The sequence below is a fragment of the Streptomyces sp. 8L genome, from assembly GCF_020176795.1.
Lineage (GTDB): Bacteria > Actinomycetota > Actinomycetes > Streptomycetales > Streptomycetaceae > Streptomyces.
Map to the genome: position 1 here is coordinate 13631 of NZ_JAIUKE010000015.1, position 22345 is coordinate 35975.

Genomic DNA, 22345 nt, shown 5'->3' on the forward strand with positions numbered 1-22345 from the left:
TCGAACCAGCTCCTAACTGTTAGGGCCACGCCACCAGAACTGACGCGTACCTGCATCATCCATCCACGTATAGACCCAATTGGTCCCCGTGTTCGTGGCAGCTTCCTCCATGGCGGATGCACACCAGGAACATGGCGGTAGTTGCCCCTCTACATAGTACGTGTCTCCCGCTACAGCAGGGGCACGACCGAGGAGTGGATCATCTCCCACCTTCCAGTAGGGGTGCGGCGATCCTGCAACTCGTGTCGCTCTGGCCTCGGTGTGAGACATCATGCCGCCCTTGAATTTACCTTGGGCCTTCTCGGCATCAGATGTTCTGCCGCTCCAATAGCTCGCCGACCCTTCTTCTCTGGACCCGGAACCACGCACATTTCCATTCGAGTCAAGGCCAGAAACCTCTGCGGTGTGATTCGGGCACGTATTGTGCACCAATACCGGGGTCTGGCCCGCGAGTACATAGTACGTATGCAGCTGGTTGACGGTCAGGTTGTACCGGTCCGCCGCTCCCGGCGTCGCGTGCACGGCGAGGAGGGTGACCTTCGCCGATTTGTCCGTCGTGAGGCTGTCACCTGGCTTGAGGTCGCCGGCCGGGGTCCAGGTGTGTGTCGTGGCATCCCAGAAGGGGTGGTTCGATGTGGTGTGCAGGGTCGCCAGGCGGCCCGAGGGTTGCTTGACGGTGACGTCTAGCAGGTCGTGGTCGTGGTTGAGCCAGCGGGCCTCGACCGTGCGCGGGCCTTTGTGTTTGCCCGTGTCCGGGTCCGCCGCCTCGACCTTGTCACCCGGCTTGATCTTGGAGATCGCCTTGGTCTTGCCCGCGGCCATGAGGACGGCCGTGGTGGGTGCGAAGCTGCATTTCTCGGACTCGGACTCGGCTGCCCGCTGCGAGCCGTCTGCCGATCCTTCGGATGACGTGGCTTCGGCGTCGGCGGCGGAGTCGGCCGCTCCCGAGGCGCTCGCCGATGTCTCTGCGTCGGCCGCCGCCCCCTGCGAGGCCGCGGCAGCCGTGTCGGCTGCTCCGCCCGCTGTCCCCGCGGAAACGTCGGCGGCCCCGCCCGCGAGTAGTTCCGCGCCTCCCGCTGCGGCAGCCTCTTCGCCTGCGACCGCGCCACCCGCACCGAGGAGCCCGGCACCGCAGATTCCGGCCGTCCCCACGACACACACGAACGCCCCGACCACGCCGACCGCTATCGCGCTCGCCATCACCGGATGTTGTGTCACGTAGTGGTAGGTCTTCTTGGCGGCGTGCCACACCGACGCGCCTGCATTCTTCACCTTGTTGCTGAGGGAGCAGGACCAGTTGCAGCTCTTGTGTGTGGTGGAGCCGCCACCCTCATAGCCCGCGTAGCCGGACGCGGTACCACCGCCGGTGGGGTTGCCTCCCTTGGACTTGCTGCCGTCGCCGTGGGTGGCGACTCCCGTTCCGCAGCCCGGCATCCCGGGGCCGCCGCAGGCAAGCCCCTCGCCCGTCGGGTCCGAGGACGACACCGGGTTGTCGGCCGCGTAGGTGTAGCCGTTCAGGGTCTCCTGGATATTGGTCTGGAGCAGCGGGTCGAGGCTGACGAAGCGTCCCGTCGTGGCGTCGTACTCGCGGGCGCCCAGTTCGGTCAGGCCGGTGTCCGTGTCGCTGGTCCCGCCGACGAAGCCCTTGTCGCCGAGCCAGTCGGTGGAGTTCTCGTCGTCAGTTGCCTGTGGGCCTCGGGCGTTGCCGTACGGGTCGGTGTAGCGGCGTACGACGGCCTGCGTGGCGGCGTCGATCTGGGTGGTGGCCGTGCCGTGGCCGTCGGCGAGGACCCACGACAGGCCTCCCCCGCTGGTGCGGACGGCGATGGTCTGGCCGGCCCAGCTGTAGTAGCGGGTCGCGGTCGCCGTCGTGGCGCCCGTCGCGAGGTGGACCTCTGTGTCGCCCAGGTAGAGCGTGGTGCCGGTACTGTCCGTGGCCAGCAGGCGGTTGCCGTCAGGGTCGTAGAGGTACGAGACGGTCGTGCCGTCGGCATTGGTGACCTTGGCGAGGTTGCCCTCGTCGTCCCAGTCCAGGTGCTGGGTCTTGCCGTCGACGGTCCGGGTGGTGGTGTTGCCCGCGCTGTCGTAGCCGTACGAGGCGGTCTTGTCGGGCTGTCCGGCCTGGGTCGTGACCGAGGAGTCCAGGGTGTGCGGCTGGGAAGTGCCCGCGACGGGATAGGTGTAGGTCGTTGTGGAGTCGGAGGTGTCCGGCGTGGCGGCGTGGTCGACCAGCTTCGTGCGGTCGCCGACCTGGTCGTAACTGTAGTTCTGCCAGTAGGGGGCGGGGCCGCCGAGCATCGCCTCGGACGGGCCGGCGGCGCATCCGTTCGTGGGGGTCCATGCCTGGGTCAGGCGGTCGTGGCCGTCGTAGCTGTAGCACTGGGTGTCGTTCACGCCCTCGGCCCGGGTGTCGACCGAGGTCGGGTTGCCCGCGTCGTCGTAGGTGTAGTGCGTGTCCTGCACCACCCCCGACCCGGTGTCGTCGGTGACCAGTTGGCGGGTCAGGCGCCGGGTGCCGTCCTCGTAGGTGTTGCTGATCTGCGCCCACTTGGCGGTATCCGTGGTGGACGTGCCCAGGGTGACCTGAGCCACGTCACCCGGCTTGGTGTAGGAGGTGCCCAGGACGTAACCGCTTCTCCCTTGAAGCGTCTTGGGCATGCCGAGTTCGTTGTAGCCGTAGATCTCGGACTCACTCGGAAGACCCCCCGCAGCCGGGTCGGTCGCCGAGTACTGGGTTTCGTCGAGGTTGTAGGCGGCGCCGAAGGTGTAGGTGCCGGCCAGGGCCTCCTCACCTGTCACCGACGGGATGGTCACCCGGCTGAGAGTGGGCCGGTACATCTCGTCCAGCTGGACGACCTGGCTGGTATAGGCCTTGCCGCCGGTCCCGGAGCCGCCCACGTAGCGCACCGAGGAAGCCTGCTGTCCCTTGGCGACCGTGTCGTAGGTCCACTTCGCCAGCTGGTGGTCGGCGTCCTGGACGGCGCCGTCGTACTCACCGGTTTTGCGGCCGAGTTCGTCGTAGGTGTAGCTGAGCGTCTTGCCGCGGCTGTCGGTTGTGGAGGTGGTCTGGTCGAGGTCGTCGTAGGCGGTGGTGCTGGTGCCGCCGTCGGGGTCCGTGGTGGACGTCTTGCGGCCCAGCAGGTCGTAGCCGTAGTGCCAGCTGTTGCCGTCCTGATCGGTGATCTGGGTGAGGCGGCTCTTGCTGTCGTAGTGGTAGCCGACGGAGGTGTAGGTGCCGGACGCCGTGCCGTTGTCGTAGTCGCGGGTCTCCGTGGTGCGCCCCAGCGTGTCCACGAGTGTGGTGGTCGGGGTGCCGCCGTTCGGCGGGACGACGGTGGTGCGGTCGCCGCCGTAGACCGTCGTGGTGGTCCACTTCTTGGTGCCGTCGGCGTAGAAGTCCGCTGCCGTGGCCCGTCCCGCGCCGTCGTAGGTGGTGAGGGTCTGTGAGGGCTGGGCGGATGTGATGTTCGCCAGGGTGCCGGTGGCGTCCGTACCGTCCGTGTAGTCGGCGTCGGCCTCCACGGCGAGGCCGCGGGTGTCGTACTTCGTCTCGCTGATGAGACGGCCGCCGCCCGGGGCCGCGGTCTGGGTCTGGCGGGGGCGCAGCATCGCGTCGTAGATCGTGTACGTGTAGTCGTACGTCGAGCCGTCGTTGCGGAGCTTTCCGGTACGGATGTACGGGGCTGCCGTGCTGGAGAGCTCGTAGTCGTAGACGAGGCTGGCGGTCTGCCCGGCCGCCTTGACCCGGTCGGGGTTCCAGAGGCTGGTCAGGCGGCCGAGAGCGTCGTAGGTGTAGTCCGTGCGCCTGTTGTTCGGGTCGATGACCGACGTGGCCAGGCCGCGCCCCGGGTCGTAGCCGGTCGTCGTCTTGTAGTTCTTGGCGTCATAGCTGTCGGTGCTGGTCAGCGGGCCGCCGGTAGCCGGCGTGTAGGTGGTCTTGGTGGTGTGGCCCGCGGCGTCGGTGACGGAGGTGACGCGTCCCTGGCTGTCGTAGGCCGAGGTGGAGACGGTCTGGTAGACGGGGGCGCCGTCCTGGTACGAGGTCAGGCGCTGGGTGGACGTCTCGTCGCCCTTGGTGGGCGCGGCGCCGAAGTCCTGGCCGTCGTAGAGGGTGCGGTTGTCCGAGATGACGTCGTCAGGACGGCTGGGGGTGGTGCCGCAGGGCACGTCGACAATCTCGGTCCGGGTCGGCACGGCCCTGATCCAGGCTGTGTCGTTGTTGACGAGGGTGTTGCGTGTGCACTGCTCATCCCCGGTCGTCTTCGTGTCGCCGCTGTCGTCGACCTGGAGCGTCGCACCGGTGTCCGGGTCGTAGGTGGTGTGGACGGCGGTATCCCGCGTCCCGCCCGTCGAGAGGTCCGTACGGGTGTACACGGCTGAGGGAGCCACGTAGTCGGAGGTGCGCGTGCCGTCCGTGCCCGTCTGGTGCGACCACTCGTCGGTGATCGTCCCGGACACCTCCTGGGTGCCGTTGTACGTGATCGACTCGCGGACGGTCCCGGCGAGTGGGCCGGAGTCGGTGACGGCAGTGCCCTGGGAGTCGGTGATCTTGACGCTGCGCTTGGTGCCGTCGGACTGCTTGTCGCCATCCATCCCGCGGAAGTACGTGTTGACGGTCTTCGTCCTGGTGGACTGTGCGTCGCCGGTGGTTGTCGTCACGCTTCCGTAGCCGCGCCACTGCGACCAGGTGACCCTTTTGGCGGGCGAGGCGACATCCTCGGTGTCGTAGTGCCAGGCGGGCGATCCGTTGTAGGTGTAGTCGGTCTCCTGGAGCGGTGCCCCGCCGGTGGGATCGGACTGGTTGATCTGCTGGACGACGTACTTGTGGAAGTAGTCGAGTTGCGGCCCGTCCGTGTAAGGGGGTGTCCAGTACGACGGGTAGCAGAGCTTGGTGTTCGCGTCCAGCGTGCTGGGCATGTTCGAGCCCACGACGCACGACGGGTCCGAGTAGTTGACCGTCAGGACCGACCCGGTCTCGGAAGTAATGGTGCGGACACGCCATTTGACCAGTGCGGCGATGTCGTCGTGCGTGGTGTCAACGCGGTTGGTCATCTGGACGCCGGCGAACGTGACCGGCTTCATGGCGACAGCCTTGCCGTTCTCACCGGTCCGCGTGATCGACTTCAGCCAGAGGCCGGCGGAGGTCCCGTCGCCCGGGTCGGGGAAGGACTGGTCGAGGCTCCAGGTGTCGACGTCCTGATAGGCGGCCGGGCTCGCGGAGGCGTTCCAGACCCTCGTGGTCACACCGGTGAGCCGCTTGCGGGAGAAGAAGGTCGGCGAGGGATCGTCCTTGCAGACCTTGCCCGACGCGCAGATCTGGTCGAACGGCACGTCCGGCCAGTCCTTGGCCGTGCTGGACGTGAGCGAGTCGCACTTCTCCGTGCTGGTGGGCAGGCACCGTTCCGCGGTGGTGAAGGTCACCTGGTCCGGGGCCGTACCGAACACCGTGGACGACGTGATGCCGTAGTCGATACGGGAGAGGTAGCCGCCCCGGTCGTAGGCGGTGCCGTTGGCGGTGGTCGTCCCGTTCTCCGCGTAGGAGTTGGTCTCCTTGGTGTACCAGTACGACATGGCGTTGCCGTGGGGATCGACGACGTAGTCGAGGTTCCAGCGCCACGCCTGGGTGCAGGCGCTGCTCGCGAACGTCGAGGCGTGGCAGGGCTCGTCGGCGTCGTCGCCGAAGACGGGGACGGTCCAGGTCGAGTTGGTTTCCGCCTTGCCGCTGCTCCAGCCGGGGAGACGGTTCTCACCGAAGACGTACTGCGTGCCGTCCGTGGTGGTGACGGTCCAGTACTCGCCGTCGTTGTCGCCGTTCGCCGCGCCTGTGGAGCGTACGATTCGCTCCCCGTTGTCTCCCTCGGGGTGCCAGTCACCGGTCTTGGTGTCCTTGACCAGTCGGCTCGACTGCCCGTTCAGGACGAGCGTGGCGTTGTCGTTGGCCCAGCACTCGTCGTACTTCTTCGACTGCCCGTCGTCGTCGCACGAGTCGTAGGACCGCTCGATGTAGGAGGAGGGCAGGTCCCAGCCCTCTCCGATCCAGGATGGCTGGTTGTTGGTGGACGGCAGGCGGCCGTCCACGCTCTGTGAGTCGTAGGTGATCGCGAGGCTGGGGGCCGGGCCGCCGGAGGAGGGCGGCGCCGCGAGCGGGTAGGACCAGTTGAAGTCGCCGCTGGAGCCGCCGGCCTGCCAGGAGGCGGACGGGGACAGAGAGGTGGCCTGGTACGAACCGGCTCCCGACGACGGCGCGGCGGTCGCGGCGAGGACGGTCAGGCCGGTTGCGGCGGCGGTCAGCGGAGTCGCCGGGGACACGGTCTTCGCCATGGCGTTCTGCACCAGTTGCGACGACGTGTTCCGCGGGATCGCGACCGTGGCCGTCAGGGTGTGGTGGTCGATGTCGTTGCGCGTCTTCAGCGGCGTCCGGGTGCGGCAGCCCGGTGTGCCAGGTGTGGTCAGCGCGCAGGCGGGCATCTGCACGAGGGACAAGCGGGAGGCGTAGTCACCGCCGTAGGCATCAGCGAAACCCGAGTAGTCCAGAGTGAGTTGTGCTGAACCCGAGTGGTCGCCCACTCCTCCCGACACCGATACGAGGGCGCCGTCCGCCCCGGCCGCGAGGGCTGTTGCGTGGTCCGCCACCTTGACGCTCGCGGAGGTGGGTGGGGTGCCGGAGCGCGTGGGGGCGGCGGACAGCCTCACCGGCAGGCGGCCGACGGATACCGCCTTGGCCGGGTTGGCGGCGGGCGCCACCTCGAGAGTCGCGTCCCCCGGCTCCGGCCACACCACGGTCTTCTTCAGCGCGGCGGCCGTGCGCTGTGCGGCTGCCTTGGCCGGGTCCTTACCCGTGGCGGCCTTCGCCTTGAAGGGTACGGCGGTGCCGGGCTTCGACTGGGCCGCCTGCACCGTGTGGTGGCCGTGGTGCTCGGTCGCCCAGACCGCCGGGGCCGTACCGAGCAGGGTGGCCATGATGGCCCCTGAGCTCACGGCGACGATCCAGCCTCGTATCCGGCCGGATCGGCGTCCGCGCCAGGCGGGCGCTCTGAAGGGTCCCGCGTGTGTGCCGCCACGCATGTGTGTACTCCGCATCCTTGGGGTGGTGCGAACCGGTGCCCCACGGACGCTGCCGCGGGATGGTGCCGCCGTCTGAGAATCGGGAACCGAAGAGGAAGGGGCCCGAGATCAGAGTGGGAAGAGGTATTCGTCGTAGAACATCTGGGCGATGTCGGGACCGGACATCACACCCGTCCATAGGCGTACACGCTGGACGAGGCCCGTCGCGTAATCGCCGTAGGTGCCGGCATCCGTGCGGCCGCGCCCGATCGAGAAGGTGCCGGTCGCCTGCCAGGGCTGATCGAAGGCCACCCCGCCGTCGGAACCCTCGTCGGACTCGTTGTCACCGATCGTGCCTTGCTGCACACCGTTGACGTACAGCGTCAGCTCCTGGTTCGCCGCGTCGTACACGCCGGTGAGCAAGGTCCAGGTGGAGGGATCGTTGTTCTGGGTTGCGTCGGTGCCGGTCGGGTCGGAGACCACGGTCGCCGTGGTGGAGTCGGCCGTGGTCCTGCCGAACATCCAGGCGCCCTCGGTCGAACCGGCGGGCTGGCTGTACCACAGCGCCCACGAGTCGCGTTTGGTTCCGGACTGGCCGGCTATCCGTACGGTGTGCGCGACGGAGGTGTCCGCGAGGGAGTCAGGATCGAGCTTCACCCAGGTGGCGATGGTGAAGGCGCCCTGCGCGTCGACAATGGGTCCGGGCGCCGAGACGTATCCGTTCGACGTGCCGTCCAGCGCGAGGGCGTTGCCCATCCCGCCGTCGATGTCGTCCTTCCAGGTCGCACCGCTGCCGAGCGTGGCGGTGTGGCCGTAGCCCGAGGTGTCGGCGGCGGTGGTTCCCGAGGTGGCACCGAGCTCCCAGTCGGCGACCAGGGCCGGGTGGGTGTCCTCCTGGTCGTCGGTCATGTCCTGCAGGTCCGCGACCTCGTCGGACGACATGATCCGGTTCCACAGCCGGACGTCGTCGATCTGGCCGGGGAAGTAGTCCGTGTACGAGCCCCCGTACTGCCCGCGCCCGATCTGCAGCGACCCCGTCGCTTTCCACGGTGTCGTGAAGGCCACCGGATCACCCTGCGGGAGACCGTTCACGTAGAGCTGGATCGTCTGCGCCTGGGCGTCGTAGACACCCATCAGATGCGTCCACACACCGACCGCGGGGGCCGACGTGGACACGGACCGCACGATGGTGGGCGCGGTCGCGTCCGTCGCGTACCGGTTGAAGATCCACGCCTTGTAGGACGTCGAGTAGTAGAGGGCGAAGGACGACCCGTTCGTCCCCGCCTGGGCGGCCACCACACCGTTGTGCGCGTCATCGGTGAGCCGGGCCCAGCCCGAGATGCTGAACGACTTCGTCGTGTCCAGGCCGGTTCCGCTCGCCGAGGCGTACCCGGTGATGCCGTCCACGGCCAGGGACTTGCCCGCTCTCGCGAGATCCGACCACGACGACCCCGCGGACGAGAGGGTCGCGGGGTGCGCACCCGCTCCGTCCGCGGCCGAGTTCCCGCTGCCCTCGTCGAAGGACCACGTGTCCACCGGCGGCGCGCCCTCGCCGACCTTGAAGTAGTACGTGGAACTCGCCGAGACGTTGCCCGCCGCGTCGGCGGTCTGCACCGTCAGCGCGTTCAGTCCGCGGGCGTCGGGCGCCAGGCTGAGCGGGAGGCTCGCGGTGGGCGACGAGAAGGACTTGGTGGTCTGACGTCCCTCGTTGAGGGTGTAGGTGTACTTGACGACGTCGGACGCGCCAGCCTTGACCGTGAAGGCTCCGGGCGCCCCCACGCCGCCCGCCGCCGTGCAGCTGTCCGGGTCGTCGGCGGTGGCGCACTCCGGGTACGTGGTCGAAGTGACGGCAGGCGGCGCCGGTTTGCTCGTATCGATGTGGAAGGCGCAGGCCCCCGTCGTCGTCCAGCCGGAATACATCGAGCCGGTCGTGCCGCCGGAGGAGTACTGGTACTCGGTCCTCGCCTTGAACCAATAGGTCTGGCCGTTCTTGAGCGTGGGGGTCTTCCAGGTTCCGGCCTTGCCCGAGGTCGTCCAGGCCGACGGGCTGCCCGAGGCGACCTGCGGGTCCGGGATGTCCGGGTCGTACTGGTAGAGCTGGAAGTTCGGACGCAGCTTGGACTGCGACCCGTCCGCGGACTTCGGCGCCGCGGTGAGCGTCGGTGTCAGGGTCCGGATGTTCACGGCGACGCTCGAGCTCTTGCCGCAGGCGAGGTTCGGGTCGGACAGCTTGAGCGCCGTGGGCGTGCTGGGCTTGGAGACGAAGGTGACCGACAGCGTGGGCTTCGTGTCCGCGGGGGACGTGAACTGCTTCCATTCCAGGTCGTTGGACTCACTGCTCGCCCGCAGGCCGACGGTCGTGGTCGCACCGGAGCGGTCCGCGCCGTAGGCGACCGCGCTCGTGGCGTCGAAGGAGACGTTGCCGCCAGGGCATTGGGACGAGTACCCCTTGGCCGCCGAGACGGCGTCGACCTTCGACATCCAGGATGGCTGCCTGTTCCACGTGGACGAGGAGGAGATCCCTCCCGTGTGCCACAACTCCACTGGTTCCTTCGTGCAGTTGGCCGCCCAGTTCTCCACGGCCGTGAAGGTCGCGGACAGGATCTTCTTCCCGCCCAGGCTGTGCGTGTCGAACTGGTAGAGCGAGCGGACGATCTTGCTGTCGTCCCATGAGTCGTAGCCCGAGCCCAGCGAGTGCTTGGTCTTCCAGAACGACGTCGACGGCTCACCGGACCACAACGCCGTCCAGCCGGACAGGGAGGAACTCGTCGTCTGCGGATCGAGGACCACCGGATACGTGGTCCCGGGGTCGCTCAAAAACGACCGGTCGGGCGAGACGGACAGTGTGTCCCCCGTCGCCGAGACACCCATCACGGCCGTCTTCGCGCCCGGCCCCGGGCCGTCCGCCGCGTCCCCGGCGGTGTCGGCGCTCGTGGCCGCTTCACGCGTGACGGCGCTCCGCGACGCACCGGTGGAATCCCCACCGGTGGGATCGGCCGCCGGGGCAGGAGTCGAGTCCCACATCAGCGCCGTGCCAGTGGTGAACTCGGGGCGCCCTGAACTGTCGACGAGCGCCACTGCGCCGTCGTCCTGTGGGGTCAGCGTCACCCCGGTCGTCTCGACCGGGAAGCGTACGGTGGCGAGGTCGGGGTCGAGGGCGGCCTCCCTCGTCTTGACCACGAGGTTCTCGCTGAACCCGTCGGGGAGCGCCGAGACGACAAGGTCCACGTCGGGCAAGACCGACGCATAGGTCGCCTCCGCGCCCGACAGCGTCGGAGTAGGCAGCGTCCAGGGCGACTTGACGCTGTAAGAGACGCCTCCCCGGGAAATGGTGGCGAGGGGGTCGGACGAGCCGCCGCCGGAGAACGTGATCTTCGCTGCCGCCGCCTTCGCAGTGATCGAACCGCCGGGAGCGGACTGGAGCGTCGTGTCGATCGGCACCCATGCGGAACCGGACTTGGCGCGTACGGGCGTGACGTCGGCGTTGAGAACGAACGTGCCGTCCGGCTGGGCGGACACCGTCTGTGTCGGTGTGGTGTCGGCGGGGACCTCCACGGGCGAACCGGTCTGTGCCGCCTTCGCCGACGCCGCCGCCTCCGGCGAGAGGTCCTGCCGCGTGCTGTCTGCCGTGGTGCTGGGGGCCGTGGTCGGCGTATCCGCCGCGGCTGTCCAGACACCCGCGCCCAGGGCCGGTTGCACGGCGAGGACCGCGGCGACCAGCCATGCTCGTCCTACGGGCATGGCTCTGCCCGTCTTTTTCCTGCCCAACGTGTGCCCCCCCCCGGGCTTATTTACGTGTGGACAGCACCGATTGATCGTCCACGGTCACGCGGATCGATCATGGCAGTCACATGGGCACGGAACCGTATGCGGATCGGCATGCCCTCCTTTGCATCTGCCCACGGTTCAGCAAAATAGGGAAAGAAATCTCCATCATCATCACGTGACATCCACATACATAGTCGCTTCGTCACGGTTCGCCCGGGCCGCTCGCGCAGGCCGGTCCAGCCTCGATTTGTCAGGCACCGTCCGTGGCACTACGGGCTGCACGTTTCGGCGTCCGCATGGATCGACAGTGCGCTTCCTTACTTACGCCCGTTCGACCTCGACGAGTACGTCGGGACGACGCTTTGCCCACTGGGCAAGCATGTCGTGCTCAGCCAGATCGACGCCCAGGAACCAACGCGTCTTCACCACCCGCCCGGTGATGCAGTCGCACGTGTTTCCGGCGCAGGGAGGCATCCATGCACTGGGAGAGTCCCGGCCTGTCCTGCCGCGATTGGATTTCATCGACACCGCGAGCAGGTTCCGCGGTCGGCCGGGGCCGTTGGCACAGTCCCGACGGCACGGAACGCTCCACACCGACGCACCGGAGTCCCAGGCCTCGGCCAGCAAAACCCGCCTTGAACACGAGCGAGCCATCGGACCAGGAGGTGAGCGGCTCAGCACTGCCACAGGATGCCAACAGACCGGCGGCGACCCAAGCCCCAGGTTCTCACCACCCACACCGCAAAGCACCCAGCGCCGCCCCCATATGGGGTCTCAAGTAGCAACCGGGAAAACCGCACTCCGCTCGATCAAGCTGCACATAGTGCATATGCACAGGTCAGGCAGCTACTGCCGCGCATCCCCGCACTCCGAGGGTCCTGCCCACCAGGAAGAGCACCCACAAAACCGCGAAACCGCAGCTCGCATGTAGCCACTGTAGCCACACAGAACGACTGGACGACGACAGAAATCGTGGCCCCACTGGGCACGACTCGCCGCTCTCAACCCGTGGCGCGACCCACCCTGGCCAGCCGCCCGGAACTACAGCCACCACCAAGTCCGCACCCACCACAACACCGGGCACGCCTCCCCCGGCCGGGCCACCCTGCAGATCCGCATCCGGCAACGAGCGTGGCGACAGCTCCGCCCCATCAACAACACCTGATGACCACACTCGGCATCCTCGGACCCACATCCACCCGTGCGGCAGGTCGCCTCGCGCTCCGGTACGCCGATCGGCCACACCGACCGAATCCAGGCCGCTGGGCCGACAGGGTATATGCCCGGCGATAATGCCGCCTTTGTCTTTCTCTTACCAAATCAGGTGTTTATCGTTCGACGCGTCTGCTGGAGCGCGGTGCGCGTTCCGGCTGCTCGACCATCCGGGAAAGGACTGAACGTGAACGTTCGATTTGGCATGAACAGGAAAGCCGCTCTGGCAGTCACCGCGCTGACCGCCCTCGCCGTCTCAACCCTGTCGACCGCCTCGCCCGCCGCCGCGGGCGGCGGTCACACAACGGGGGACCACTGGGGTGTCATCGCCCGCAACACCATCGGTTCGCCCGTCGCCGCCCTGCGCAACGGTCCCTTCGTCCCGGCCGGCGGGAACAGACAAGCGAGCAGACCACCCTACGGGCAGGGCAGTCTCGGCATCGAGGTGGCCGACCACTCCACCTCACTGACACCGCCCAGCGAGAAGGTCGACTTCGGCAACGAGGTCGACTTCGCGGGCGACCCGGTGCAGGGCCTCAAGCACGTCGGATTCCACGTGTTCCAGACCGGCGAGAACATCGGCTACGGCGGTGGCGGCGCGACCGGCGCGAAGAACATGCCGAACATCAGGTTCGAGATCGACCCGAACCTGACCGCGGCACCCACCAACCACTTCTCCACACTGAACTGGCTGCCCGACGCCTCCCCCGTGACGGACGGATGGAGTCCCTATCTCGACGCCACCACCACCGGCAGCTGGTGGCTCACCGGTGCAGCCGGTACCACGACCGGGTGCAACCAGGCCACGCCGTGCAGCTTCCAGCAGGTCAAGACCAAGCTGAACGACGGGGGGCCGGCGGCGACCATTCTGACCGCCGCCGTGGGCAAGGGGCGGGACTACATGTGGATCGGAGCCGTCGACGGACTCCGCATCAACCAGAACATCTACGACTTCGAGGCGGACGGCGTCCACCGACTCCGCGTCAGGTAACACGCTCGGAGCGGGCAGCACCTCCCCCGGCCCGCCGTACCGGCCGGGGCACTGTACGTGGACGAGGTCTCCGACGCCCGCGGCACCGGGCTCCCGCCCGCCCCTGGACAGACCGGCGCATCCGGAGGTCGCGGCGCTCGGCCCAATGGCGCTGGATGTACGTGTTCCGGACCGGGGCCGAGTCACCGTGGGCCGGGGGCGGCCGAAAGGCCGGAGACCCGGGAGGAGACTCGGGAAAGGGTTCGCGCTGGTAGGGTCGACTCACGCTCGTAGACGGCCTGGGCCCGTACCGGACAAGGTACGGGCCCAGGTCCGTTCGGGGCGCCTGGCCGAGGAAGGGACCCCATGAACGCGAAGCAGCCGGCATCCGGGAGCTCCCGCCCCGGCGGGTCCGAGCGGAAGAAGGCTCCTCGGGGCGAGCTCTCGGTACCGACGACGGCTGTGCCCGGCCTTCCACCCGTCGAGTCATTCGCGGAGCTGGACCTGCCGGTCGAGCTGACGAGCGTACTGGCGCAACTCGGGGTACGGGAGCCGTTCCCCATCCAGGCAGCCACCCTGCCGAACGCGCTGGCCGGCCGCGATGTCCTCGGCCGTGCGCGGACCGGCTCGGGAAAGACCCTCGCCTTCGGGCTCGCGCTGCTCGCCCGTACGGCTGGCCGGCGCGCCGAACCCAAGCGCCCCCTCGCCCTGGTTCTGGTGCCGACGAGGGAACTCGCCCAGCAGGTGAGCGAGGCCCTCGCCCCTTACGCACAATCGCTCGGGCTGCGCGCGGCGACCCTGGTCGGCGGGCTGGCGATCAATCGGCAGGTGGCGTCGCTCCGTGCGGGTGCCGAGGTCGTGGTGGCCACGCCGGGGCGGCTGGCCGACCTCGTCGCGCGGCGGGACTGCCACCTGGACCGGGTGCGGATCGCGGTGCTGGATGAGGCAGACCAGATGTGCGACATGGGTTTCCTGCCGCAGGTCTGCGAGATCCTGGACCGGACGCTCCCCGAGGGCCAGCGGATGCTGTTCTCCGCCACTCTCGACCGCAACGTCGATCAGCTGGTCAGGAACTACCTGAGTGAGCCCGTGTTCGCCTCGGTCGACCGGGCGGAGGGCTCGGTCACGACGATGGAGCACCACGTACTGCACGTCCACCCCGCCGACAAGTACGCGACGGCCACCGAGATCGCGGCCCGGGACGGGCGAGTGCTGATGTTCCTCGACACCAAGCACGCCGTGGACCAGTTCACCCGTCATCTGCGCGGCAGCGGCATCCGCGCGGGTGCCCTGCACAGCGGGAAGTCGCAGCCGCAGCGCACGCACACGCTGGGCCAGTTCAAGGACGGCGGGATCACGGTGCTGGTGGCCACCAACGTCGCCGCCCGTGGCATCCATGTCGAGCACCTGGACCTCGTCGTCAACGTGGACCCGCCCCAGGACGCCAAGGACTACCTCCACCGCGGCGGGCGCACCGCCCGTGCCGGGGAGTCCGGCAGTGTGGTCACACTGGTCACGCCCGGCCAGCGCCGCGACGTGAACCGGATGCTGTCGGACGCCGGGGTCCGGCCCACGGTCACCCAGGTGCGCTCCGGCGATCAGAAGCTGACCGGCATCACCGGCGCGAAGCGCCCCCCGGCACAGGTCAGGGCAGAGCCCGGCAACGCGGCGTTCCGGGGGCTCGGCACCCGCGCCGGGCGTCCGAAGGAGTCCCGGAAGGCCGTGGAGGCGCGCAGAACGGCAGAGGCCCGCAGGGCCGCCCGGGTACGCAAAGCCCACTGACGGACAGGACAGGGCCCACCGTGGTGGGGAGTCGCGAGGAAGAGCGCATCCCGCCGCCTCGTCCGGATGCGAAGGTCAAGGAGCGCCCATGGCAAGCAGGGTCCATCAGCCGCTGGAGGACGCCGAGTTCGAGTTCATCCTGACGAGGGCCCAGGTTCCGGTGCTCGCGTACTTCCACGGGACGTGGCCCAAGGCGGTGGCGGCCTGCAAGGAAATGGATCTCCTGGTGCGCGAGGTGGCCGACACCTACCAAGGCCGATTGATGGTCGTACGGGCCGACATCGCGAGGTGTCCCGGACCCGTACGACGGTACGGCGTCACCGGCGCGCCCTCCTTCGTGCTGATCGATCAGGGCGAGGCGACAGCGACCGCCACCGGCCCGATGTCCTCGGCCGAGTTCAGGGAGTTCTTGGCCACCACGCTGTGAGGCGGACCGGGGGCCGACGGGGCGGTTCCAGCACGGCACGCCCTGGCGGTCCGTTCCCGGGTGCTGGAGGCGTGCGTATGCGCGGGGCCGATCGACGGGGCACCGGAGTCGCGCCTCGCGCCCGCTCTCCCCGTCCAGCATGCGCGGGCTCCGCTTCTCGCCGGGGGCTGACGGTCCCGGTCGGACGCCCGCCCAGTCGGGGTATCCGCGTGGCTGACCGCTCCCTGGTACGCCGGAGCGCCCGGAGGCCGGGGCGCGGAACGCCGCAGCGCCGAGACACCGTACGGGCTGACCTGGCCCCGTCACAGGCGCGGGCGCCGTTGCCCAACCGGCGCCGTCCAAGGCCTGTTGGTCGTCTGTGCAACGTTGTAAAGTCCCTTCGGCTCGAACGTGATGAGACGTGCTGACCCCCAGCTGCCCCCCACCGTCCAACGAGGAGGCCGTCCATGTTCCCTACCGCGTCCAGCTCTTCGGGGAGACCGATCGGGTACGTCCTGCTGGTGCTGCTGCTGACCGCCCTGTGCTGCGTCGGGTTGAAGCCGCCGACCGCGCAGGCCGCCGCCGGAACGTTCCGCAACCCGCTCGGCACCAGCCCCGACCCGTACATGACCTACTACCAGGGCAACTACTACCTTGCCGCCACCGAGGGGGACGCGGTGCGCGTCGCCGTGGCGCCCACGCTCGGCGAGCTGCTCACCGCGCCGCGCACGACGGTGTGGAAGGACACCGACACCTCGCGCAACCAGCAGGTGTGGGCGCCGTCGTTCTACCTGATCGACGGACACTGGTACATCTACTACACCGCCGACAACGGAGTGGACGACAACCACCGGCTGTACGTGGTGGAGTCCGAGGGCACCAACCCGCTCGGTCCGTACCACTACAAGGCCGAGCTGCAACCGCCGAACGCACCTGACCAGTGGGCGATCGACCCGGTGCTGCTGCGGCAGAGCGACAACAGCCTGTACGTGTTGTGGTCAGGTGCCGGTAGCGAGGGCCACAACCTGATCTACATCGCTCCGATGTCCAACCCCTGGACGATCTCCGGCAACCGCGTCTACCTGCCCGCGGACGGCGGTTGCACCAGCGTACGGGAGGCGCCCTCGATCCTCCAGCACAACGGCACCACCTACCTGGTGTACTCCACCTGCGACACCGGCCTGCCGGACTACCAGCTGTGGATGAAGTCCATCCCGGGCAGCGCCGACCCGTTGCAACCGGGAAACTGGACCCAGCACGCGGGAGCCGTGTTCTCGCGGGACGACGCGACCGGCGTGTACGGCCCCGGCTCCAACGGCTTCTTCAAGAGCCCGGACGGCACCGAGGACTGGATGGTCTACCACGGCAAGAACACCTCGGACTACACCTATGACGGTCGCACCACCCGCGCCCAGAAGATCAGCTGGAACGCGGACGGCACCCCCAACTTCGGGACGCCGCTCGCGGCCGGCGCCACCCAGGATCTGCCCTCCGGCGACCCGGGTGGCGGCCCGTACTGGATCAACGACACCAATACCAGCAGCGGGGCCGGCTCGGTGGCCTACACCGGCGACTGGAACTCCGGTACGGGCTGCGGCGTTCAGTGCTTCTGGGGCGACGACCACTGGAGCGCCCAGGCCGGCGCGACCGCGACCTGGACCTTCACCGGCACCCGGATCGCCCTCCTCTCGGTGCGCGACACCGGCAACGGCATCGCCGCGTTCTCGGTCGACGGCGGCGCCGAGACGACCGCGGACTACTACGGGCCGATCAGGATGGGCGAGCAGCTGAACTACGTCAGCCCCGAACTCCCCGCAGGCAAGCACACCTTGAGATTGCGGGTGACGGGCGACAAGGACGCCTCGTCGGGAGCTGCGTACGTCTCGGTCGACCGCGCCGAGGTGTACGGAAACTGAGCGACGCCGACCGTTGCAGCACAACTCCTCGCTATTGACGTGGAGTTCGTACGGTGGCCCCAGGGCTCAGGCTCCGGGGCACCGTACGAGCAGCAGTGACCGTGCGAGGGGATGCAGGGGCGCGCCACCCCTGTCCAGCGGGCGCCTGGCGTCTCGAAAGTGCCCGAGGCGCTCCGGGGAGTGTGCGCGGCTTCCGTGGATCTGCACAAGCACCCTCGCCATGTCCGTAACGTGACAGCACCTCCTCTCACCAGCCGGCTCCCGACACAGCGGCTTGTAACCTGGAAAGGAACGGCGAAGGCCCTCCGACAGGAGAGCCGAATTTCTTGGAGAGTCTGTGGACGAGCGGGCGGGCGGCCCGGATGCGGGACCGGAGTCGGAGCCGCCGGTGGCGGTCGTCGGCCGGACTACGGAGCTGACACGCCTTTTCCATGCGGTGGACTCTGTGTCGGCCGACCCGGTTCTGCTGATCGTCGGCCCCACCGGTGTCGGGAAGAGCGTGCTGCTGGAGCACGCGGTCCGCCGGGCCGAAGCCGGTGGTACTCGCGTACTGCGTGCCGAGGGAAGCGAGTCGGAATCGAGCCTCGCGTTCTCGGCGCTGCACCAGTTGCTGCGGCCGGCGCCGGCCGAGCTGGACGAGCTGCCGGAGAGGCAACGCGCAGCGATACAGGGCGCGTTCGGCGCCGGACCGGCCGGGCTCCGGGCCGAGGGAGGGCCTGATCCCATGCTGACTGGGCTCGGTGTGCTGTCCCTTCTCTCGGCGCTGGGCGATCAGCGTCCGCTGCTCGTCGTCCTGGACGACGCCCAGTGGTTCGATCGTGACTCCCTGGATGCCCTGTCCTTCGCCGCCCGGCGGTTGGAGGGGGAACGGGTCACGATGCTGATCGCGGTCCGTGACGGCGATCACCTCCCGGGATTCGACCGCCGCACACCGGTGTTGCCCCTGAGACCGCTCGACGACGGCGCGGCCGACCGGCTCCTGGACATGCAGCCGACCCGCGCCACCGGACGCACCAGGACACGCATCCTCGACCAGGCCCGCGGCAACCCGCTGGCCCTGGTCGAACTGGCGCGGGCCGCCACCACCCGCGACGCGGCCACGGCCGTGCCGGCCGCGGGCCCGCTCCCGCTCACCGCACACCTGGAGCAGATCCTCGCCGCCCGTCTGACCGGCCTGCCCGCCTCCACCATTCGCGCCCTGGTGCTTCTGGCCGCCATGGACAGCGTCGACTCCGCGATCGCCACCGCCCGGTTGCCGGGCGCCGAGGACGACAGGTGGTCGCCCGCCGAACAGGCCGGTCTGATAAGGCGCACCGGCCAGGACATCCGCTTCCGCCACCCGCTGATCCGGTCGGTCGTGTATCACACCGCCTCCTTCGACGACCGGCGCGAGGCCCACCTCGCGCTGGCCGCCCTGCTGCGCGAGGAACCGGACCGGCGTGCGTGGCACCTGGCCGCCGCCTGCCCGCACACGGACGCGGCCGTATCGGCGGAGCTTGAGCGGACCGCGGGCCGGGCCCGCCGGCGCGGTGGTCATGCCGCAGCGGCCAAGGCTCTTCAGCGCGCCGCCGAACTCACACCGCGGCGCGAGGACAGCGCCCGGTTGCTGGTCGAAGCGGCCTCGGCGGCCGTGTTCACCGGAGACCTCGCCTGGGTCGAGGAACTGGCCGCCGCGGCACGCGCCCGCACGGACGACCCGTCCCTGCTGACCGCCGTCGCCGTGCAGGCCGGACGGCTGGCGGTCCTGACCGCACGCCACACCGTGGTCTTCTCGCGGCTGGCCGATGCCGCCGAGGAGCGGGCCGCCCAGCAGCCCGCCGCCGCTCTGGACCTGCTGGCGGACGCCGCGGTGGTCCGCTTCTACTCAGGAGACGACACCCAGCGGCGCCGCATCCAGGACATCCTCGGACGACTCCCCGAGGACGCCTCGCAGTCAGCCCTCCGCATCTGGATCAGCGTCGTGTCCGACCCCTTCGCCGACCGGGCCGAGCGCGTCCGCCTGCTCCGGCAGCTGTCCGCCGATGCGGCACGGCGGCCCCAGCAGCTCACGGCCGTCGGGATCATGGCGTGGCTCCTCGACGAGACGCCGGACGCCGTCCGGGCGTTCGACCGGGCCTTCGACCGCTGGGACCGGCGGGGAGGACTGCCCGAGGGCATGGGCGGGGCCGTCGCCTGGGCCTATCTGGAACAAGGACGCTGGGACCAGGCACGGGAGGCATGCGCCCGCACCGCCGCGATCGCCGGCAGGACGGGCCTCGACCATGCTGTGGCCTGCGCGGCCACCGTGGATGCGACGCTCCTGGCCTTCCAGGGGGACACACCGGCCGCACGCGCCAGGGCCGACGAGGCGCTCGCTCTGATCGATCCGCTGGAGAGCCGCTCCGTCTCCGTCTACGCCCGTCGCGCACTCGGTGCCGCCGCGGCGGCGGAAGGCGCGTACGCGATCGCGTACGACCACCTCCGCATGGCTTTCACGGCAGACGGCAGCCCTGCGCACTACCACGCCTCCTATCCGGCCCTCGCGGATCTGGCGGCCGCCGCGGTGCGCTGCGGCCGCGGGGAGGAAGCCGCGGCGATCGTGGAGCGTTCCGCACGTGCGCTCGGGCAGGCCGCTTCCCCCCGTCTGGATGCGCTGTTCAACCGTGCCCGCGGCCTGCTGGCGGACCCCGAGGACGCCGAGCCGTACTTCCGGGCGGCTGTGGCGGACCCGGAGCTTCGGCACTGGCCCTTCGAGCGCGCCCAGGCCCTGCTCGACCTCGCCGCGTGGCTGCGGCGCCGTCGGCGCATCGCCGAGGCGCGGACACCGCTCACCGAGGCGCTGGAGACGTTCCGCCGTCTGGGCGCTCAGCCCTGGATCGAACGGGCACGGGCGGAATCCCGGGCCGCCGGACTCGACGTCACGGACTCGGTCCCCGACGCGCTCGCCGAACTCTCCCCACAGCAGCAGCAGATCATCAGGCTGGCCGCCCGCGGGCTGACCAACCGCGAGATCGGCGAGAGGCTCTTCCTCTCCCCGCGCACGATCAGCTCGCACCTCTACCGCAGTTTTCCCAAGCTGGGCGTCACCGCCCGGTCCCAGTTGCGAGACCTGGTCGAGAATACCTCCGCGAGCACGGGCCTCGGGGACCGAACCGACCGCAGCGGCTGAATCCGGACGCGGGGCTGACGGCCACGTGTCGCAGGGCGCGGTCACGGGGCGCGGGTGATCGGGGTGCGGGTCACGGCTCCCGGGGGCAACGGTCTCTCCCTGCGGTGTGGCGAGGGGACCAGGTCGATCAGGTCCGGGAGAACGGCGCCCAGTTGGCGAGTTCGAAGCCGGAACCGCGCCTGCGCAGCTCGAAAGCCCCGTGACCAGGCAGATGCGCCGGGAGCACCAGCGCGTTGGTGTCGGCCGCGTGGGCGAACATCCGCGCGCGGCTGGCGCGGGCGCCTTCCTCGTCCTCCTCGAAGCAGCTGTTGATGTGCGGCTCGTGGATCTGGATCGCGCCGTGCAGCAGGTCACCGGCGAAGATGGCGCGATCGCCCGCGGACTCCAGGTGGATGATCGATGCGCCGGGGGTGTGTCCGGGCGCCGGTTCCAGGCGGAGGTTGGAGTCGATGGTGTACGACTCGTCCCAGACCTCCACCAGGCCGGCCTCGACGACCGGATCGATGCTGTCCTCGTAGACGTTCTGGTTGCCGCGCCCGAACACCGTGTTGTGGAGGTTCTCGGGCTTCCAGTACTCGAAGTCGCGCCGTGGCATGAGGTACGTGGCGTTGGGGAACGTGGGCACCCACTCCCTGCCCTCCAGCCGGGTGTTCCAGCCGACGTGGTCGTCGTGGAGGTGGGTGTTGACGACGAGGTCGACGTCCTCGGGCCGCACACCGACGGCAGCGAGATTCGCCAGGTAGTCCGTACTCAGGTAGGACCAAATAGGCTGTAGCGGGCGGTACTTGTTGTTGCCGGCGCCCGTGTCGACGAGGATGATCCTGCCCTCGCTGCGCAGCACCCAGGACTGCGTGGCCGCGCGGGTGAGGTCACTCTCCGGATTCCAGTGGTCGGGCGCGAGCAGCTCGGTGTGGCGCTGCCACTCCTCCGGCCTGCTGTGGGGAAAGAACACGTCTGTCGTCATCGGTGTCGTATCGGAATACTCCATGACGCGGTGAATCCGCACATCACCAAGCTCGATCGTGCTGACCGTCGGCGCTGCGACCGCGTCCGGCTGGGCGCTCTGCCGGGTCTCGGATTCATGGGAGGAAGGCGTGGACATCGTTCTCCTTCGAAGGTGACGGACGCTCCTCAGCTTGGTGGCGAAGGTGCCCCTGGCGGTATCGGACACCTGACTGCATGTGTGCCTGCCGTACGACGCGGACCGAAGGAGGGACGCGGGTGCGGGCGGGGCGCGCGGGGCGTGACAGCAGCGGCAGCGGCAGCGGCAGCGGCAGCGGCAGCGGCAGCGGCGATCTTGAGGGCCGGCGGCCCCGCAGCCGTTAGCCGAGAACCGTCGCCCGCCACCCCTCACCCCTCAGCCGTCAGTCGTCACGAGGTTGTCGATGAGCAGACCGAGGGCGAAGTCGAAGCGTTCGTGTCCCGCGCCCGCGGTCAGTTCGGCCGCGTGCCGCCTGATCTGCGGAAACCTGTCGGCGGGCAGCGCTTCGAACCTGCTGACCAGTTCGTCCCGGCTCAGAACCCACTCGTGGTCCTGGCGCTGCTGCCGTTGCTTGAGCAGGGAGCGTTCCAGGGCATAGCCGCTGACGTAGAGGAAGAGGCTGTCGATGGCCCACGCCGCCGTCCGTGCTTCGATGCCGCCCGCGAGGAGGATGGCGAGCATGCCCTCGTTGACCCGGAGCGTCTCCAGATGGGTGGGGATCATGGCGAGCGCGGCGCGCGAGACGCCGGGGTACGCGAGGAACTGATCACGCAGCTGGGCGCAGACGTCCCGGATCTGGGCCCGCCAGGCCGCCGGGTCGGGCTCGGGAAGCACGATCCGGGAACAGAGCCGGCCGATGATCAGGTCGTCGATGTCGTCCTTGTTGACGATGTGCGCGTACAGCGAGGACGGTCCGGTGCCCAGGACATGCGTGATCCTGCGGACGGTGAGCGAGCCGTAGCCCTCGGTGGCGACGACATGGAGCGCGGCGTCGGTGATCCGCTCAAGCGTGATCGGCGCCTTCCGAGGGGGCGTCGGCGCGGTGTCGGCGGGCTGTTGTGCGTGGCGGGCGGCTCGGCCTCGCCGTGGCTGATCGGAGGGCATGGGGACATCCTAG

At 69.2% G+C, this 22345-nt stretch carries 9 protein-coding genes; 5 read left to right on the forward strand and 4 right to left on the reverse strand.

The genetic code is table 11. The annotated features are described in order from the left end of the window. Window positions 1-12 precede the first annotated feature (12 nt). Together LCE31_RS02225 and LCE31_RS02230 are read right to left on the reverse strand one after the other, a co-directional pair. On the reverse strand, window positions 13-6978 hold the full coding sequence (locus LCE31_RS02225) for a polymorphic toxin-type HINT domain-containing protein (RefSeq protein ID WP_225012218.1): 6966 nt from the start codon (window positions 6976-6978) through the stop codon (window positions 13-15). A gap of 195 nt (window positions 6979-7173) precedes the next feature. Further along, window positions 7174-10785 (reverse strand): LamG-like jellyroll fold domain-containing protein, encoded by a 3612-nt coding sequence (locus LCE31_RS02230; protein ID WP_225012219.1) that lies wholly within the window; start codon window positions 10783-10785, stop codon window positions 7174-7176. Between the two features lie 1426 nt (window positions 10786-12211). On the opposite strand from LCE31_RS02230, the gene LCE31_RS02235 reads away from it, so the two are divergent. The 5 genes from LCE31_RS02235 to LCE31_RS02255 all read left to right on the forward strand — a co-directional run bounded on the left by LCE31_RS02235 (window position 12212) and on the right by LCE31_RS02255 (window position 20246). Further along, window positions 12212-13015 (forward strand): hypothetical protein, encoded by an 804-nt coding sequence (locus LCE31_RS02235; RefSeq protein WP_225012220.1) that lies wholly within the window; start codon window positions 12212-12214, stop codon window positions 13013-13015. A gap of 345 nt (window positions 13016-13360) precedes the next feature. Next, window positions 13361-14776, forward strand: coding sequence for a DEAD/DEAH box helicase (locus tag LCE31_RS02240; RefSeq protein ID WP_225012221.1), 1416 nt, complete (start codon window positions 13361-13363; stop codon window positions 14774-14776). An 88-nt stretch (window positions 14777-14864) separates the two neighbouring features. Then, window positions 14865-15203, forward strand: a complete 339-nt coding sequence (locus LCE31_RS02245) for a thioredoxin family protein (RefSeq protein WP_225012222.1) — start codon at window positions 14865-14867, stop codon at window positions 15201-15203. Window positions 15204-15649: 446 nt separating this feature from the next. Next, window positions 15650-17098, forward strand: coding sequence for a glycoside hydrolase family 43 protein (locus LCE31_RS02250; RefSeq protein ID WP_225012223.1), 1449 nt, complete (start codon window positions 15650-15652; stop codon window positions 17096-17098). Window positions 17099-17435: 337 nt separating this feature from the next. Continuing rightward, the gene (locus LCE31_RS02255) at window positions 17436-20246 is read left to right on the forward strand and encodes a helix-turn-helix transcriptional regulator (RefSeq protein WP_225012224.1); all 2811 of its coding nucleotides are present in this window, start codon (window positions 17436-17438) and stop codon (window positions 20244-20246) included. A 127-nt stretch (window positions 20247-20373) separates the two neighbouring features. Here LCE31_RS02255 and LCE31_RS02260 read toward each other — a convergent pair whose 3' ends face one another. Both LCE31_RS02260 and LCE31_RS02265 read right to left on the reverse strand, forming a co-directional pair. Next, window positions 20374-21234 (reverse strand): MBL fold metallo-hydrolase, encoded by an 861-nt coding sequence (locus LCE31_RS02260; protein ID WP_225012239.1) that lies wholly within the window; start codon window positions 21232-21234, stop codon window positions 20374-20376. A 369-nt stretch (window positions 21235-21603) separates the two neighbouring features. Continuing rightward, a complete protein-coding gene (locus LCE31_RS02265; protein ID WP_225012225.1) occupies window positions 21604-22332 on the reverse strand; it encodes a TetR/AcrR family transcriptional regulator in 729 nt (242 codons plus the stop codon). Window positions 22333-22345: the final 13 nt, after the last annotated feature.